The sequence below is a fragment of the Dactylosporangium sp. CA-139066 genome (assembly GCF_050936175.1).
Lineage (GTDB): Bacteria > Actinomycetota > Actinomycetes > Mycobacteriales > Micromonosporaceae > Dactylosporangium.
The window spans coordinates 5,363,485-5,377,714 of sequence record NZ_JBNJNH010000001.1 but is presented as its reverse complement, the minus strand read 5'-3'; the positions used below and the strand labels follow the sequence as shown (position 1 = coordinate 5,377,714).

General features: G+C 74.0%; 15 protein-coding genes. 8 read left to right on the top strand and 7 right to left on the bottom strand.

Going from position 1 to position 14,230, the window contains the following annotated elements; translation table 11 throughout:
* The first annotated feature begins 90 nt into the window (after window positions 1–90).
* From ACQEVU_RS24655 to ACQEVU_RS24645, 3 genes are read left to right on the top strand one after another with little or no spacing between them, the layout of a single operon-like run.
* Window positions 91–789, top strand: a complete 699-nt coding sequence (locus tag ACQEVU_RS24655; RefSeq protein ID WP_433327377.1) for a response regulator transcription factor — start codon at window positions 91–93, stop codon at window positions 787–789.
* Entirely contained in the window at window positions 786–2,219 is a 1,434-nt protein-coding gene (locus ACQEVU_RS24650; protein ID WP_433327375.1) for an ATP-binding protein, read from the top strand. The genes ACQEVU_RS24655 and ACQEVU_RS24650 overlap by 4 nt, the downstream gene beginning before the upstream one ends.
* Complete coding sequence (locus ACQEVU_RS24645; RefSeq protein WP_433327373.1) at window positions 2,216–3,115, top strand: flippase-like domain-containing protein; 900 nt, start codon at window positions 2,216–2,218, stop codon at window positions 3,113–3,115. The genes ACQEVU_RS24650 and ACQEVU_RS24645 overlap by 4 nt, the downstream gene beginning before the upstream one ends.
* On the opposite strand, the gene ACQEVU_RS24640 is transcribed toward ACQEVU_RS24645, so the two are convergent.
* From ACQEVU_RS24640 to ACQEVU_RS24615, 6 genes are all read right to left on the bottom strand, one after another.
* Complete coding sequence (locus ACQEVU_RS24640; protein ID WP_433327371.1) at window positions 3,112–3,924, bottom strand: hypothetical protein; 813 nt, start codon at window positions 3,922–3,924, stop codon at window positions 3,112–3,114. The genes ACQEVU_RS24645 and ACQEVU_RS24640 overlap by 4 nt on opposite strands.
* A 55-nt stretch (window positions 3,925–3,979) precedes the next feature.
* Window positions 3,980–4,777 (bottom strand): type I methionyl aminopeptidase, encoded by a 798-nt coding sequence (map, locus tag ACQEVU_RS24635; protein WP_433327369.1) that lies wholly within the window; start codon window positions 4,775–4,777, stop codon window positions 3,980–3,982.
* 134 nt (window positions 4,778–4,911) lie between these two features.
* On the bottom strand, window positions 4,912–5,550 hold the full coding sequence (locus ACQEVU_RS24630; protein WP_433335048.1) for an HAD family hydrolase: 639 nt from the start codon (window positions 5,548–5,550) through the stop codon (window positions 4,912–4,914).
* Between the two features lie 56 nt (window positions 5,551–5,606).
* On the bottom strand, window positions 5,607–8,039 hold the full coding sequence (locus ACQEVU_RS24625; RefSeq protein WP_433327367.1) for a transglycosylase domain-containing protein: 2,433 nt from the start codon (window positions 8,037–8,039) through the stop codon (window positions 5,607–5,609).
* Between the two features lie 308 nt (window positions 8,040–8,347).
* The gene (locus ACQEVU_RS24620; protein ID WP_433327365.1) at window positions 8,348–9,511 is read right to left on the bottom strand and encodes a 4-hydroxybenzoate 3-monooxygenase; all 1,164 of its coding nucleotides are present in this window, start codon (window positions 9,509–9,511) and stop codon (window positions 8,348–8,350) included.
* A 50-nt stretch (window positions 9,512–9,561) separates the two neighbouring features.
* Window positions 9,562–9,843 (bottom strand): helix-turn-helix domain-containing protein, encoded by a 282-nt coding sequence (locus ACQEVU_RS24615; RefSeq protein ID WP_433327363.1) that lies wholly within the window; start codon window positions 9,841–9,843, stop codon window positions 9,562–9,564.
* A gap of 53 nt (window positions 9,844–9,896) precedes the next feature.
* Here ACQEVU_RS24615 and pcaH point away from each other — a divergent pair, with 53 nt between their 5' ends.
* The 5 genes from pcaH to ACQEVU_RS24590 are packed head-to-tail and all read left to right on the top strand — an operon-like array spanning window position 9,897 to window position 13,258.
* Window positions 9,897–10,637 carry a protocatechuate 3,4-dioxygenase subunit beta gene (gene pcaH / locus ACQEVU_RS24610; RefSeq protein ID WP_433327361.1) on the top strand — a complete coding sequence of 247 codons (741 nt, stop codon included), beginning with the start codon at window positions 9,897–9,899 and terminating at the stop codon, window positions 10,635–10,637.
* Window positions 10,634–11,191, top strand: a complete 558-nt coding sequence (pcaG, locus tag ACQEVU_RS24605; RefSeq protein ID WP_433327359.1) for a protocatechuate 3,4-dioxygenase subunit alpha — start codon at window positions 10,634–10,636, stop codon at window positions 11,189–11,191. The genes pcaH and pcaG overlap by 4 nt, the downstream gene beginning before the upstream one ends.
* Complete coding sequence (locus ACQEVU_RS24600) at window positions 11,188–11,973, top strand: alpha/beta fold hydrolase (RefSeq protein ID WP_433327357.1); 786 nt, start codon at window positions 11,188–11,190, stop codon at window positions 11,971–11,973. The genes pcaG and ACQEVU_RS24600 overlap by 4 nt, the downstream gene beginning before the upstream one ends.
* Window positions 11,970–12,632 (top strand): 3-oxoacid CoA-transferase subunit A, encoded by a 663-nt coding sequence (locus ACQEVU_RS24595; RefSeq protein ID WP_433327355.1) that lies wholly within the window; start codon window positions 11,970–11,972, stop codon window positions 12,630–12,632. The genes ACQEVU_RS24600 and ACQEVU_RS24595 overlap by 4 nt, the downstream gene beginning before the upstream one ends.
* Complete coding sequence (locus tag ACQEVU_RS24590; RefSeq protein ID WP_433327353.1) at window positions 12,629–13,258, top strand: 3-oxoacid CoA-transferase subunit B; 630 nt, start codon at window positions 12,629–12,631, stop codon at window positions 13,256–13,258. Before ACQEVU_RS24595 ends, ACQEVU_RS24590 begins: the two co-directional genes overlap by 4 nt.
* Here the strand turns inward: ACQEVU_RS24590 and ACQEVU_RS24585 are convergent.
* Window positions 13,255–14,160 (bottom strand): oxidoreductase, encoded by a 906-nt coding sequence (locus ACQEVU_RS24585; protein ID WP_433327351.1) that lies wholly within the window; start codon window positions 14,158–14,160, stop codon window positions 13,255–13,257. The genes ACQEVU_RS24590 and ACQEVU_RS24585 overlap by 4 nt on opposite strands.
* Window positions 14,161–14,230 lie beyond the last annotated feature (70 nt).

The window sequence follows — 14,230 nt, the reverse complement described above, 5'->3', positions numbered from 1 at the left end:
AAGAATTGAATGAGAGACCGGCTCTTATCGAACTCTTAGTCTGCGATCATCACGCCTTTCACGGTCGTACCCCGTGATAGAGCTGTGGGCGTGCGGATACTCGTGGTCGACGACGACGCGGCGGTGCGGGACTCGCTGGCGCGGACGTTGCGGTTCGAGGGCTACCAGGTGGAGACGGCGAACGACGGGCGCCAGGCCCTCGACGCCGTGCGCGCCGGCGAGCCCGACACCGTCATCCTCGACGTGAGCATGCCCGTCCTCGACGGGCTGCAGGCCTGCCGGGAGCTGCGGGCCGAGGGCGTGCTCGTGCCGGTGCTCATGCTCACCGCCCGCGACAGCGTCGGCGACCGGGTCGCCGGCCTGGACGCCGGCGCCGACGACTATCTCGTCAAGCCGTTCGCGCTGCAGGAGCTCCTGGCCCGCGTCCGGGCCCTGCTGCGCCGGTCGATGATCACCGCGCCCGGCGCGCCGGCCGCCGCGAACGGCGGCCTGCGCTTCGCCGACCTGCGCCTCGACCCCCAGACCCGGGAGGTGTGGCGCGGCACCCGGCCGCTGCGGCTGACCCGCACCGAGTTCGCCATCCTTGAAGTGTTCCTGCGCCATCCCCGCCAGGTCCTCACCCGCGAGATGCTGTTCGAGCACGTGTGGGGGTACGACTTCGGGGAGACCTCCAACAGCATCCACGTGTACCTCGGCTACCTGCGCCGCAAGCTGGAGGCCGAGGGCGAGGGGCGCTTGCTGCACACCGTGCGCGGGGTCGGGTTCGCGCTGCGCGAGGAGCCCCTGTGATCGCGTGGTGGCACCGGCGCACGCTGCACGCCCGGCTCTCGCTGCTGGTGACCGGGGCGGTCGCGGTCGCCGTGCTGGCCGTCTCCGGGGTGGCGTTCGCGGCCGTGGCCGGGATCCAGCGCCGGCAGCTGCAGGCCCAGCTGACCGCCGACGCGCAGGCCATCGCGGCGCAGCCGGAGCAGTGGCGGGCCAGCACCGCGCAGCTGCCGGAGCCGCCGTACTTCGGCCCCGACCCGGACAGCGGCGGCCCGCCGGGCCCGGGCGGGTTCCACCACCGGCCCCGCGACCTCGGCACCCGCTGGCAAATCATCGGCGCCGACGGCAACGCGGTCAGCGACACCGCGTCGCTGCCCATCACCCAGTCGGTCCGCGACGTGCTCGCCGGGCGCCGCCGCTCCGCCCAGGAGCAGATCATGATCGCCGGCGACCGGTACCTCATGCTGACCATGCCGGCCAACGGCGGCGGCGTGGTCCAGGTCGCCCTCAACGAGGCCCCCGCCGCCCGGACCCTGGCCCAGCTCGGCGCCCTGCTCGCGGCCGGCAGCGCGATCGGGATCGCCGGCGCCGCGCTGCTGGGCCGGGCCGTGGCCCGCGCCGGGCTGCGGCCCGTGCAGCGGCTCACCGAGGCGGTCGAGGACGTCTCCGCCACGATGGATCTCACCCATCCGGTACCCGTACACGGCGCCGACGAGATCGCCCGCCTGGGCCGCTCGGTGAACACGATGCTCGGCGCCATCGACGCCTCCCGCCGCGCGCAGCGGACCCTCGTCGAGGACGCCGGCCACGAGCTGCGCACCCCGCTGACGAGCATCCGCACCAACGTCGAGCTGCTGCTCGCCGTCGAGCGGCGCCCGGAGCTCGCCCACCGCCTCCCGCCGGAGGAGCGGGCCAAGCTCCTGGCGGACCTCGAGGCGCAGGTCGGCGAGCTGGCCACCCTCACCACCGAGCTCGTCGAGCTGGCCCGCGCGGAGGCGACCCGCGGCGAGGCCGAACGCGTCGGGTTCGCCGACGTCGTCGCCGCCGCCATCGAGCGGGTGCGGATCCGGGCGCCGGGCCTCACCTTCGACGCGGCACTGGAACCGGTCACCGTCGACGGGCGCCCCGGGGAGCTGGAGCGGATGGTCGTGAACGTGCTCGACAACGCGGCGAAGTGGAGCCCGCCCGGCGGCACCGTCGCCGTCCGCCTGGACGCCGGCGGCGTGCTGACCGTCGCCGACACCGGGCCCGGCATCGACGAGGCCGACCGGCCGCACGTCTTCGACCGCTTCTACCGGGCCGCCGCCGCCCGCGGCCGCCCCGGCTCCGGGCTGGGCCTGGCGATCGTCGCGCAGACCGCCGCCCAGCACGGCGGCTCGGTCACCGCGGGGCCGAACAAACCGCACGGCACCGTCATCACCATCCGCCTCCCGGTCGCCGGCGGTGCGCGGTGAAGTCCCGCTGGTGGCGCTGGGCGCTGCTGGTCGTGGGCCTGGGCGTCGCCGCGGTGACGCTGCAGGGCCACCTGCCCTCCCCCGCGGACGCCTGGGCCGCGCTGCGCGGCGCGTCGCCGGCCTGGCTGCTGCTGGCCTGCGCGCTGTCGGCGCTGTCGATGGCCGCGTTCGCCGAGCAGCAGCGCCACCTGCTCTCGGCGTTCGGGGTGCGGATGACGGCCCCGGCGTCGCTGGCGCTGAGCTACGCCCGCTCGGCGATGGCCGCCTCCCTGCCGGCCGGCTCGGCGATCTCGGCCGGCTACGCGTTCCGCCAGTTCCGGGCCCGCGGCGCCGGCCCGGCCGCGGCGGGCGCGGTGATCCTGCTGTCGGGCGTGGCGTCGCTGGCCGGGCTGGCCCTGGTGTACATGGTGATCGAGGCCCGCTGGACCCTGTGGCTGCTCGCCGCCGTGGCCCTGCCGCTGGCCCGCATCTCGCGCCCGGCGGTGGACGTCGACGTGCCGCCGCGCTCCGGCGGCCGGCTCCGGCACGTGCTGCGCCTGGCCGCCGCGGTGCCGCCCCGCCGCTGGATCGGCGTGCTGGCCATCGCCGCGTTCAACTGGCTCACCGACCTCGCCTGCCTGCTCGCCGCGATGCAGGCGGTCGGCCTCGACGTGCCGTGGCAGAGCGCCGCGATCGGCTACCTGGTGGCCCAGCTGGTCCGCCAGATCCCGGCGACCCCCGGCGGCGTCGGGGTCATCGAGGCGGCCCTCGTCATCGCGCTCACGACGGCCGGCGCCACGGCCGCCCCGGCCGCCGCGGCGGTGCTCATCTACCGGGTGCTGTCCTGCTGGGGCGTCGTGCCGATCGGGCTGGCCTGCTGGACCGCGCTCAAGGCGCCCGCGCCGGCGCCGGCCTAGCCGCGCTGCTTCGGCTTGGCGACCGCCCAGCCGGACCGGGCCAGCAGGAAGAAGCCCAGGATGGCGACGGGCAGGCCGGTCAGCCACCACAGGGGCACCCCGCCCCAGCGCGCGACGTTCTCCACCCGCCCGACCCGGGACACGCTGTAGCCCTTGTCCCCGATGACGTACGCCTCGACGCTCTCCGGCACGGAGATCCCGGTCGGCAGCTCGACGTCGTGCCAGCCGATGACGACGGTGCCCTCGTGCTGTGCGCCGCCGAGCGCCCAGGTGGCGTGCTCGCAGACGATGTCGGCGTCCGCGCCCTTCGCGCCGCTGGTGTAGACGTGCGTGTCGTTCGCGCACTTGTCGGGCAGGCTCGCGGTCACCCTGGTCCCGTATGCGCCCGTGTAGTCGGCCGGGTCGATCCAGCGCACGGCCTGGCCGCCCAGCCCCGCCAGCCCGGCGGTCAGGGCCACGAACACCACCGGCAGCACCACGAAGCCCAGCAGCGCGACGCGGCGCCGCCGGCCGGGTGCCGGGTCGAAGAGGACGACGGCGATGCAGACCGCGACGACGGGGATGCCGAAGACCAGCAGCCCGATCCCGATGCCCGAGTGCCCGGGCCCGGCGCTGCCGCCGGTGCAGATGACCATGAAGAGCCCGACGATCAGGGCGATGACGACCGGCACGGCCAGCACGGTCGCGCACCCCGCCCCGATCGACTCCGCCGCGCCGGCCGTGGGCTTGGCGGCCCCGCCGTCGGCGCCGACCACCTCGCCTTCCAGCACCTCACCGCCGGTGCCCGCCGGGAATCGCTCCTCATCCATGGGTGACACCGTAGAGCACCCATCGCCGGGCCGTTGTCCGTCAGGCCCCGGTGCGTCAGGCCGCGGGGCGCGGGGCGGCGTCGCGAGCGGGGCGGCCGGTCAACACCTGCGGGCCGGAGGGCGTGACGGCGATGGTGTGCTCCGAATGGGCGGTGCGGGAGCCGTCGGCGGAGCGGATCGTCCAGCCGTCGTCGTCGTACTTGATCTTGTCGGTCGAGCGGCAGAACCAGGGCTCGATGGCGATGGTGAGGCCGGGGTCGAGCTTCAGGCCGCGGCGGGGGCGCCCGTTGTTGGACACGTGCGGGGCCTCGTGCATGGTGCGGCCGATGCCGTGGCCGCCGAACTCGCCGTTGACGCTGTAGCCGTAGGAGTGGGCGACCTCGCCGATCGCGGCGGAGATGTCGCCGAGGCGCCCGCCGGGCTGGGCGGCGGCGATGCCGGCGGCCAGTGCCACCTCGGTGGCCTCGATCAGCTTCAGGTCGGCCGGGTCGGGGGTGCCGACGATGACGGACAGCGCGGAGTCGGCGACCCAGCCGTCGATGCCGACGGCCATGTCGATGCTGAGCAGGTCGCCGTCGCGCAGGACATAGTCGTGCGGCAGGCCGTGCAGCACCGCGTCGTTGACCGACAGGCACAGCACGTTGCGGAACGGGCCGCGGCCGAACGAGGGGGCGTAGTCCCAGTAGCAGGAGTCGGCGCCGCGCTCCTTGATCCGGCGGCGGGCGTGGTGCTCGATGTCCATGAGGTTGACGCCGACCGCCGCGACCCCGCTCAGTTCGGCGAGCAGCTCGCCGACGAACTGGCCGGCCACCGCCATCCGGCCGATCTCCTCGGCGGACTTGAGCTCGATCACGACAGCCTCCCCCTCCGGGTGCAGTATTTCTATGCCGGTATTTTTATACCACGCCGGGTCGGGGGCCCTCGGCAAGATATACCCGGCCGGCCTGGTCGACCACCAGATGGCCCACCTCGACCCGCCCGGTTCCGCTAGCTGACGGCGAGTTCGTCCAGTGAGGTGATGACCTGGCCCGCGGGGCCGGACCGGGCGTCGCGGTCCAGGGTGACGGCCTGATAGCCGAGGGCCCTGGCCGCCGCCACCAGTTGCGGATCGTCGTCGACGAACAGGCACTCGTGCGGTTCGAGGCCGAGCAGGCGGCTGCCCTCGGCGTACATCCGCGGGTCCGGCTTGCGGCAGCCCAGCACCTCGGAGATCGCGAAGCCACGGAAGTAGTGCGCAATGTCCAGGCCGGCGAAGGTGGCCTCCAGGCCGGCCCAGTTGTCGGAGACGACCGACATGCGAATCCCCCGGCGGTGCAGGTCGGCGAGGACACGGCGCACGTCGGGGTACAGCTCGATGACCGGGCCCGCAGCGGGGGCCCGCAGCTGCCGCAGCAGGCGCTGCGACGGCTCGGCGATACCGAGGGCGGCCAGGATCGTCCGGTGGTAGTCGGTGCGGTCGGGCGTTGTGCTTGCGGCGTCCAGGAAGCGCTGACCCGACGCGATGGCGTCCGGGAACCGGTCCGGGCGCACCTGCGGGTGGTGGGCGGCGACAATGGCCTCGAAGTCGTACCGCGGGTTCCACCGGCCGCCGATCGGCCGCGTCAGGACGCCGCCGGCGTCGAACATCACGCCGCGGACGCTCATGCGGAGCCCGCCCGGGCGGACGGGCTCCTCGCGCACGGTCAACGGCGCCGGCTCTGGGACGGGTTGGGGTTTGGGTTCGTGGAGTTGCCCGGGCCCGGCGGCTGGCCGCTCTGCCCCGGGTTGGGGAAGTTGGGGTCGACCGGCAGGCTCGGCTGCGGCGACACGCCGTCGCCGACCTCCTTGTTGCCCGTGCCCTTCGGCGGCGGGAACTTGATCTTCGGCATGTTGACCTTGGTCAGGGCGGCGTCGAGGAAGTCGCGCCAGATCGGGCCGGGCAACTTGCCGCCGATGATGTTCTGGCCGTTCTTGAACTTGATCGCCTGTTCCTCGGCCTTGTTGCCGACCCACACCGCGGCCGCCAGGCCGGGGGACTTCTTGCCGGGGTCGTAGGGGACGAAGCCGCCCATCCAGGCGTGCGCGTTGCCCTTGGAGGTCGTGGCGCCGTACTGCCACGTGCCCGTCTTCCCGGCCAGTTCGTAGCCGTGCGGGGAGCGCAGCTGGTAGTGCTCGGGCACGCCCTTGAGGATGTCGGCCATGTCGTCGGCCATCTGGTCGGTGAAGCCCGGGATGCGCTGCGGCTTGATGACCTCCTGGTAGGTTTTCGTGCTGTCCTTCCACACCTCCTTGAGGAAGTGCGTCTTGACCGCCACGCCCTTGGCGGCGAACGTCGCCAGGCCGCCGGCGTGCTCCAGGACGGTGATCGGGTACTGCCCGAAGGCGACCTCCGTGTCGAAGTACTTCGGCGAGACGTCCTTGCCCGTCTGCTTCGTCAGGTCGATGCGCTGCGGCGCGTTCTGGCCCTGGACGGTCGCCCACATGTCGGTGATGCCGGCCGCGCGCGCCGTGTCGATCACCTTGGCCGCGCCGCCGAGCTCGTTGAACGTCATCGAGTAGAACGGCACGTTGAGCGACTGCACGGTGATCTCTTTGAGCGTGCACCAGTGCGGGTCGCCGGAGTCGCAGTCCGGGTTGACGCCCTCGGTCGCGTTCTTGACCTGGTTGTTGTTCTTCGCCGTCCGGTTGCCGATGTCGTGCGGCGCGCCGTCCCACATCGAGTCGGCCCGGTAGCCGGCCATGAGCGCGGTCGCCAGGGTGTACACCTTGAACGTCGAGCCCGGCGGGTGGCCGCCGCAGCAGCTGTCCTTGCCGGTGGTCAGGACCGGGTCGTTGTAGTAGCCGGCGTAGTCGTTGCCGTTGCCGTTGTCGCCGCCGTAGTACGCCTTCACGCCGCCCGTGCCCGGCTCGACCGCCACGAGGGCGGCCTGCAGGTTGGGCAGCTGGCCGTACATGTTGGAGTCCTTGCTCTGGCTGCTGCCCTCGCGCACGGCGATGGGCTGGATGTCCTTGTCGATCGTCGTGACGATCTTCAGGCCGCCGTTGAGGATCTTGTCGAAGTTCTTCTTGCCGTCGGAGTCCGTGCCCTCGTACAGCAGCCCGCCGGTCTTCGCGTCGGTGATCGCCGCGACCTCGCCCAGGACGTGGTGCATGATGAGGCCCTCGGGCTTGCTGAAGTTGGCCGCCTGCGAGGTGTTGGCGCGGGCCTCGGCCGGCGTGAGCACCTTGTCGGGGTACTTCATCTTGGTCGGCGCGTCGGCCTCCGAGCAGAAGTTCAGCTTGAGCATCTGCCCCTTGATGTAGTCGAACCGGTCGTGCGCCAGCTTCGCGTCGATGTTCGGGTCGAACGGGCTGCCCTTGCCGGCCGTGCCCTCCGGGTTCTTGATCAACCCGGCCAGCACCATGCCCTCGGCCATGCTCAGCTTCTCGGCCGGCTTGCCGAAGTACGCCTGCGCCGCCGCCTCGATCCCGTAGGCACCCCGGCCGAAATAGACGATGTTGAGGTACATCGCCATGATCTCGTCCTTGGAGTACTGCTGGTTCAGCTTCAACGCGATGACCGCCTCGCGCAGCTTCCGCGCGTAGGTGACGCCCTCCAGGTCCGCCCAGTGCCGCGCGTACTGCTGGCTGATCGTCGAGGCGCCCTGCCGGTCACCGCCGGTCACGTTGTTCCACGCCGCCCGGGCGACGCCCTTGTAGTCCACGCCGTCGTTCGTGTAGAAGCTGTTGTCCTCGGCCGCGACCACCGCGTGCTGCACATCCGGCGGGATCTTGTTCAGCGGCAGGACCGTGCGGTTCTCGCCGATGCGACCCATCGGCGTCACGCCGTCGGAGTAGTAGATCGTCGTCGACTGGTCCAGCGTGATGTCGTCGGGCAGCTCGACGTTGTCGAAGTAGTACGTGCCGGCGACGATGCCGATGCCGGCGATCATGATGAACGCGGCGATCGAGGCGATGATGATGTTGCGCCGGCGACGCTTCTTCGCCCGGGCGACCGACGACGGCCGGGCGGCCTTGTCCGGGTTGGGCCCGCCGTCGGCCGGCAGGTCCGGCGGGGCCCCGACCGAGGCCCGTCCGACGGTGGCGCGACCGACCGGGCCGGGCCGGTTCGGCACCGAGGCGGAACCGATGGGCACTGCGGCCGATCCCGTGGGCACGGCGGCCGACCCGGTGGGCACCGACGCGGATCCGACCGAGGCCCGGCCGGAGGCGCCGGGCCCGCCGACGGAGGCGCGACCCGACACGCTGGGTGGCGGCGGCACCGGGACTGACGCCCGGCCTGACGTCGGTCCGGCCTGGTCTCGGCGGCCGAAGGCGCCGAGGTCGTTCATGCCGTTGGCGTCGTTCTCCACGCTTCAGTGACCCCCATATGTCTATGCGGCGGCCTCAGGCTACGTGGTCGCGTCGAGCGGGGCGACCCCCGTCACTATTGGTGACGGTCGAATCAACGGATCGGCAGACCCGCGTAATTCTCGGCGAGGCCGGTCGCGCCGGCCGCGCTCGAGGTGACCCAGCGCAACTGCGACAGCTGCAGCTGGGCGTCGAACGGGTCGCCGGAGGCGTGCAGCATCGTCGTCATCCACCAGGAGAAGTGCGTGCAGCGCCAGACGCGGCGCAGGGCGTCGTCGGAGTACCGGTCGGCGAGGGTGGGATCGCCGCCGCGCAGCAGGGCGGTGAGCGCGTCGCCGAGGCGGGCCACGTCGGCGATGGCCAGGTTGAGGCCCTTGGCGCCGGTCGGGGGGACGATGTGGGCGGCGTCGCCGGCGAGGAACAGCCGGCCGTAGCGCATCGGGGTCTGCACGAAGCTGCGCATCGGCAGCACACTCTTGTCGGTGACCGGGCCGGGGGTCAGCGTCCAGCCGTCCCGGCCGTGGCCGAGCCGCTTGGCGAGCTCGTCCCAGATGCGCGCGTCGGGCCAGTCGGCGAGGTCGGTGCCGTTGGGGACCTGCAGGTACAGGCGGCTGACGGTCGGCGAGCGCATGGAGTGCAGCGCGAAGCCGTCGGGATGCCGGGCGTAGATGAGCTCGTCGGTCGACGGGGCGACGTCGGCGAGGATGCCGAGCCAGGAGTGCGGGTACACGCGCTCGAACGTCTGCCGGGCCGCCTCGGGCACGGCGGCGCGGCTGGGCCCGAACGACCCGTCGCAGCCCGCGATCACGGCCGCGTCGAGGCGGCGGGCGGCGCCGCCGGCGTCGGTGTAGGTGACGTACGGCCGGTCGGTGCCGACGTCGTGCAGCCGCGTGTCGGCGACGTCGTAGACGACCTCGGCGGCCCGCGCGGCGACGAGGTCCTTCTGCACCTCCGTCTGCCCGTACACCCACACGCTGCGCCCGGTGAGGTCCACGAAGTCGAGGTGGTGGCGCTCCCCCGGCCACTGCAGGTAGATCCCGCGGTGCTCGTGCCCCTCGGCCCGCAGCCGCTCGCCGAGCCCGGCGGCGGTGAGCAGCTCGACGCTGGAGTGCTCGAGGATGCCGGCCCGGATGCGCGAGGCCACGTACTCCTGCGACCGCGTCTCCAGCACCACCGACTCGATCCCGGCGCGCGCGAGCAGGTGGGACAGCAGCAGCCCGGCCGGGCCGGCGCCGACGATGGCGACCTCGGTTCGCATGCACCCAGCCGACCGGCTGCCGGCCGTGCGCGACAAGGGGCGCCTTCTGCTCAGTGGAAGATCGTCCGCCCGATGCCCTGGGCCGTGACCCGCAGCGCCGACACCAGGCGGGGCTGCTGGCGGCGCAGGTCGGGCACCACGAGGCCGAGCGCGGCGATCACCTCGCCGTCCGGGCCGCGCACCGGCGGCTCGCCGGCGAGCCGGTGCGCGGTCGCGAGCGGCAGCCCGGCCCGGCGCGCCAGGTCGCTCAGCGTCAGCCGCCGGTGCTCGCCGTCGAACGCGCCCAGCAGCGCCAGCGCCCGGGAGGTCACGCTCGCCCGACTGCTTTCCACCCAACGGAAGGTAACCGTCGCCTCCGGGCCCCGTCGCGCCTACCGTTCGGGACGTGACCAACTTGCCGTCGCAGGCCGACATCTCCGCCGAGATCGCCGCCGCCCGGGCCGAGCCCGGCGGGGCGCAGCCGCGGCTGGACTACGCGCCGTACCGCAGCAGCGTGCTCCGCCACCCGCGGCACCGCCCGCACCCGGTGGACCCGGAGGGCGTCGAGCTGTGGGCGCCGGTGTTCGGCCCGCAGGACGTCGCCGACGACGAGGCCGACCTCACCATCCAGCACCCCGGCGAGCCGATCGGCGAGCGGATCGTGGTGACGGGCCGGGTCCTCGACGGCGACGGCCGGCCGGTCGCCCACCAGCTCGTCGAGATCTGGCAGGCCAACGCCGCCGGGCGCTACCGGCACCAGCGCGACCGGCACCCGGCGCCGCTCGACCCGCACTTCACCGGCGCCGGCCGCTGCCTGACCGGCGCCGACGGCAGCTACCGGTTCACCACGATCAAGCCCGGCCCGTACCCGTGGCGCAACCACCACAACGCGTGGCGGCCCGCGCACATCCACTTCTCGCTGTTCGGCACGCAGTTGTCGCAGCGCCTGGTCACGCAGATGTACTTCCCGGGCGACCCCCTGTTCGCCCTGGACCCGATCTACCAGTCGATCACCGACCCCCTCGCCCGGCAGCGGCTGGTCGCCGCCTACGACCACGACCTGACCGCCCCCGAGCTCAGCCTCGGCTTCCGCTGGGACATCGTGCTGACCGGCGCCCGCCGGACCCCGTTCGAGGAGGGCGCGTGAACGCCACCCCGGGCCAGACGGTCGGCCCCTTCTTCCACCTCGGCCTGCCGTACACCGGCGGCAACGAGCTCGTCCCGGCCACCCATCGCGACGCGGTGCGCCTGCACGGGCGCGTCCTGGACGGCGCCGGCGACCCGGTGCCGGACGCCCTGATCGAGCTGTGGCAGGCCGCCCCCGACGGCCGGGTGCCCCGCGAGCCCGGCTCGCTGCGCCGCGACGGCTGGACGTTCACCGGCTGGGGCCGGGCCGGCACCGACCCGGCCGGCCGCTACTGGTTCTCCACGCTGCGGCCCGGCGCGCCGTTCTTCGCGCTCACCGTGTTCGCCCGCGGCCTCACCGACCGCCTGTTCACGCGGGCCTACCTGCCGGCCGCCCCGGACGTGCTGGCCGCCGACCCGCTGCTGGCGAGCCTGCCGCCGCAGCGCCGCCACACCCTCCTCGCGGTCCCCGACGAGCCCGGCCTGCGCTTCGACGTGCGCCTGCAGGGCGAGGACGAGACCGTCTTCCTGGAGCTGGCGCGGCGAGCCTCAAGCTTGCCGGATCTGCGCCGATGAGCGCGCTCGAGCTGGCCGCGACGCCCCTCGCCGGCGACCCCGGCCGACCGCTGCTGCTCGCCGGGCCCTCGCTCGGCACCTCGGCCGAGGCGCTGTGGACCGCCTGCGCCGAGCGGCTCGCCGACCGCTTCCACGTCGTGGGCTGGGACCTACCGGGCCACGGCCGCAGCGCCCCCACGGCGGTGCCGTTCGGGATCGCCGGGCTGGCCCGCGCGGTCATCGACCTGGCCGAGCGGATCCGCCCCGGGGAGCCGGTGTGGTACGCCGGGGACTCCATCGGCGGCGCGGTCGGCCTCCAGCTGCTGCTCGACGCCCCCGGCCGGGTCGGCGCCGCGGTGCTGCTGTGCACCGGCGCCCGCATCGGCGAGCCCGCCGCCTGGCACGAGCGCGCCGCCGCCGTGCGCGCCGGGGGCCTCGGCCCGCTGGCCGACGCCGCGCCCGCCCGCTGGTTCTCCCCCGGCTTCACCGGCCGCGACCCGGCGGCGGCCGCCGCGCTCGTCGCCGCCCTGCGCGCCGCCGACCCCGGCAGCTACGCTCTGGCGTGTGAGGCGCTCGCCGGCTTCGACGCGCGGCCCCGGCTGGCCGGGATCGCCGCGCCGGTCCTCGCCGTCGCCGGCGCCGACGACGCCGTGACCCCGCCCGAGGGCCTGTCGCTCATCGCCCGGGGCGTGCGCCGCGGCCGGCTGCACGTCCTGGACCGCGCCGCCCACCAGGCCCCGGCCGAGCGGCCCGGCGCCGTCGCCGCGCTCATCGCCGAGCACTTCGGGCGGGCCGCGCCGTGACCGCCCGGGTGTGCACCGCCGCCGAGGCCGTCTCGGCGGTCCGCGACGGCGACACCGTGCTCGTCGGCGGGTTCGGCCTCGCCGGCATGCCGGTCACGCTCATCGACGCGCTCATCGCGCACGGCGCGGGCGAGCTCACCGTCGTGTCCAACAACGCCGGCAACGGCGACACGGGCCTGGCCGCGCTGCTCGCCGCCGGCCGCGTGCGCAAGGTGATCTGCTCGTTCCCGCGGCAGTCCGACTCGTACGTCTTCGACGGGCTCTACCGCGCCGGCCGGATCGAGCTGGAGGTGGTACCGCAGGGCACTCTCGCCGAGCGCCTGCGCGCCGCCGGGGCCGGCATCGGGGCCTTCTACTGCCCGACCGGCGCCGGCACCCCGCTGGCCGAGGGCAAGGAAACCCGCCGCATCGACGGGCGTGACTACGTGCTCGAATACCCGATCCGTGGCGACGTCGCCCTGATCAAGGCGCACGCGGGCGATCGGATGGGCAACCTGGTGTACCGCAAGACCGCCCGCAACTTCGGCCCGGTCATGGCCACGGCCGCGGCCCTGACCGTCGCGGAGGTCGGCCGCGTCCTCGAGCCGGGCGGGCTCGACCCGGAGTCGGTCGTGACGCCGGGCATCTACGTGGACCGGCTCGTGGAGGTCGCCCGATGACGCTGACCCGCGACGAGATGGCCCGGATCGTGGCCCGCGACATCCCCGACGGCGCCTACGTCAACCTCGGCATCGGCCAGCCGACGACGGTGGCCGCGCACCTGGCACCGGAGCGCGGCATCGTGCTGCACACCGAGAACGGCATGCTCGGCATGGGCCCGCCGCCGGCGAGCGCCGCCGAGGAGGACCAGGACCTCATCAACGCCGGCAAGCAGCCGGTCACGGAGCTGCCCGGCGCCGCCTACTTCCACCACGCGGACTCGTTCGCCATGATGCGCGGCGGCCACCTCGACGTGTGCGTCCTCGGCGCCTTCCAGGTCTCCGCGGCCGGCGACCTGGCCAACTGGCACACCGGCGAGCCGGGCGCCGTCCCGGCCGTCGGCGGCGCGATGGATCTCGCGATCGGGGCGAAGCAGGTGTACGTCATGATGACCCTCTTCACGCGCGAGGGCGCCCCCAAGCTGGTCCCGGCGTGCACGTACCCGCTGACCGGCCTGGCCTGCGTCGCGCGCGTGTACACCGAGCACGCCGTCTTCCACATCACGCCCGGCGGCGTTCGGGTCGCCGAGACGTTCGGCACCTCACTCGACGAGCTGCGCGACCGCCTCGCCGTGCCGCTTGTCTAGAGGTACCGGACGCCGGTCAGTTCCTCGGCCGCCGCCCAGAGCCGCCGGCCGGCCGCCGGATCGGCCGCCTCCCGGCTGAGCCGCGCCTCGGCGACCGGCCCCCGCGTCTCCCCGAGCCGGGCCGGCCCGAAGAACTGCCCGCCCCGCACGCCGGGGTCGGTCGCCGCCCGCAGCTGCGGCAACGTGCCCTGCTCCAGCGACTGCGTGAACAGCAGGCCGAGCCACGCGATCACCCGCCCCGACCGGCCGCGGTCCTCCCACGCCCGCGGCGTCAGGTTGGTGCGGGTGATGCCCGGGTGGGCCAGCACGCTGACGACCGGCGACCCGGCGGCCCGCAGCCGGCGGTCCAGCTCCACGCCGAAGATCGTGGTGGCCAGCTTGGAGCGGCCGTAGGCGGCCGAGGCCCGGAAGTCGCGCTCGAACATGAGGTCGTCGAAGTCGAGATGCGCGCCACGGTGGGTGACCGAGCTGAGGCTGACCACCCGGGGCGCCGCGGCCGCGGCCAGCCGGTCCAGCAGCAGCCCGGTCAGCGCGAAGTGGCCGAGCATGTTGGTGGCCAGGTGCAGCTCGAAGCCGTCGGCGCAGACCCGTCGCCGGCCGAGCAGGACCGCGCCGGCGTTGTTGACGAGCAGGTCGATCGCGGGGAGGTCGGCGGCCAGCTTCGCGGCGAAGGCGCGTACCGAGTCCAGGGAGGCCAGGTCCAGCTCCCGCACCTCCACGTCCCCGCCGATCCGGCGGGCCGCCTCGGCGCCGGCCGCGGTGTTGCGCACGGCGAGCACCACGTGGGCGCCGTGGCGGGCCAGCTCGGTCGCGGTCACCAGGCCGAGGCCCGAGTTGGCGCCGGTCACCACGGCGGTACGGCCGCGCTGGTCCGGGATGTTCGCGGCGGTCCATCCGGTCATCTGCTGCTCCTGAGGGTCTCGGCTGCGCTTGGGCGCCGACGCTACGAGCGCCGCGAACCGGCTGGGTAGG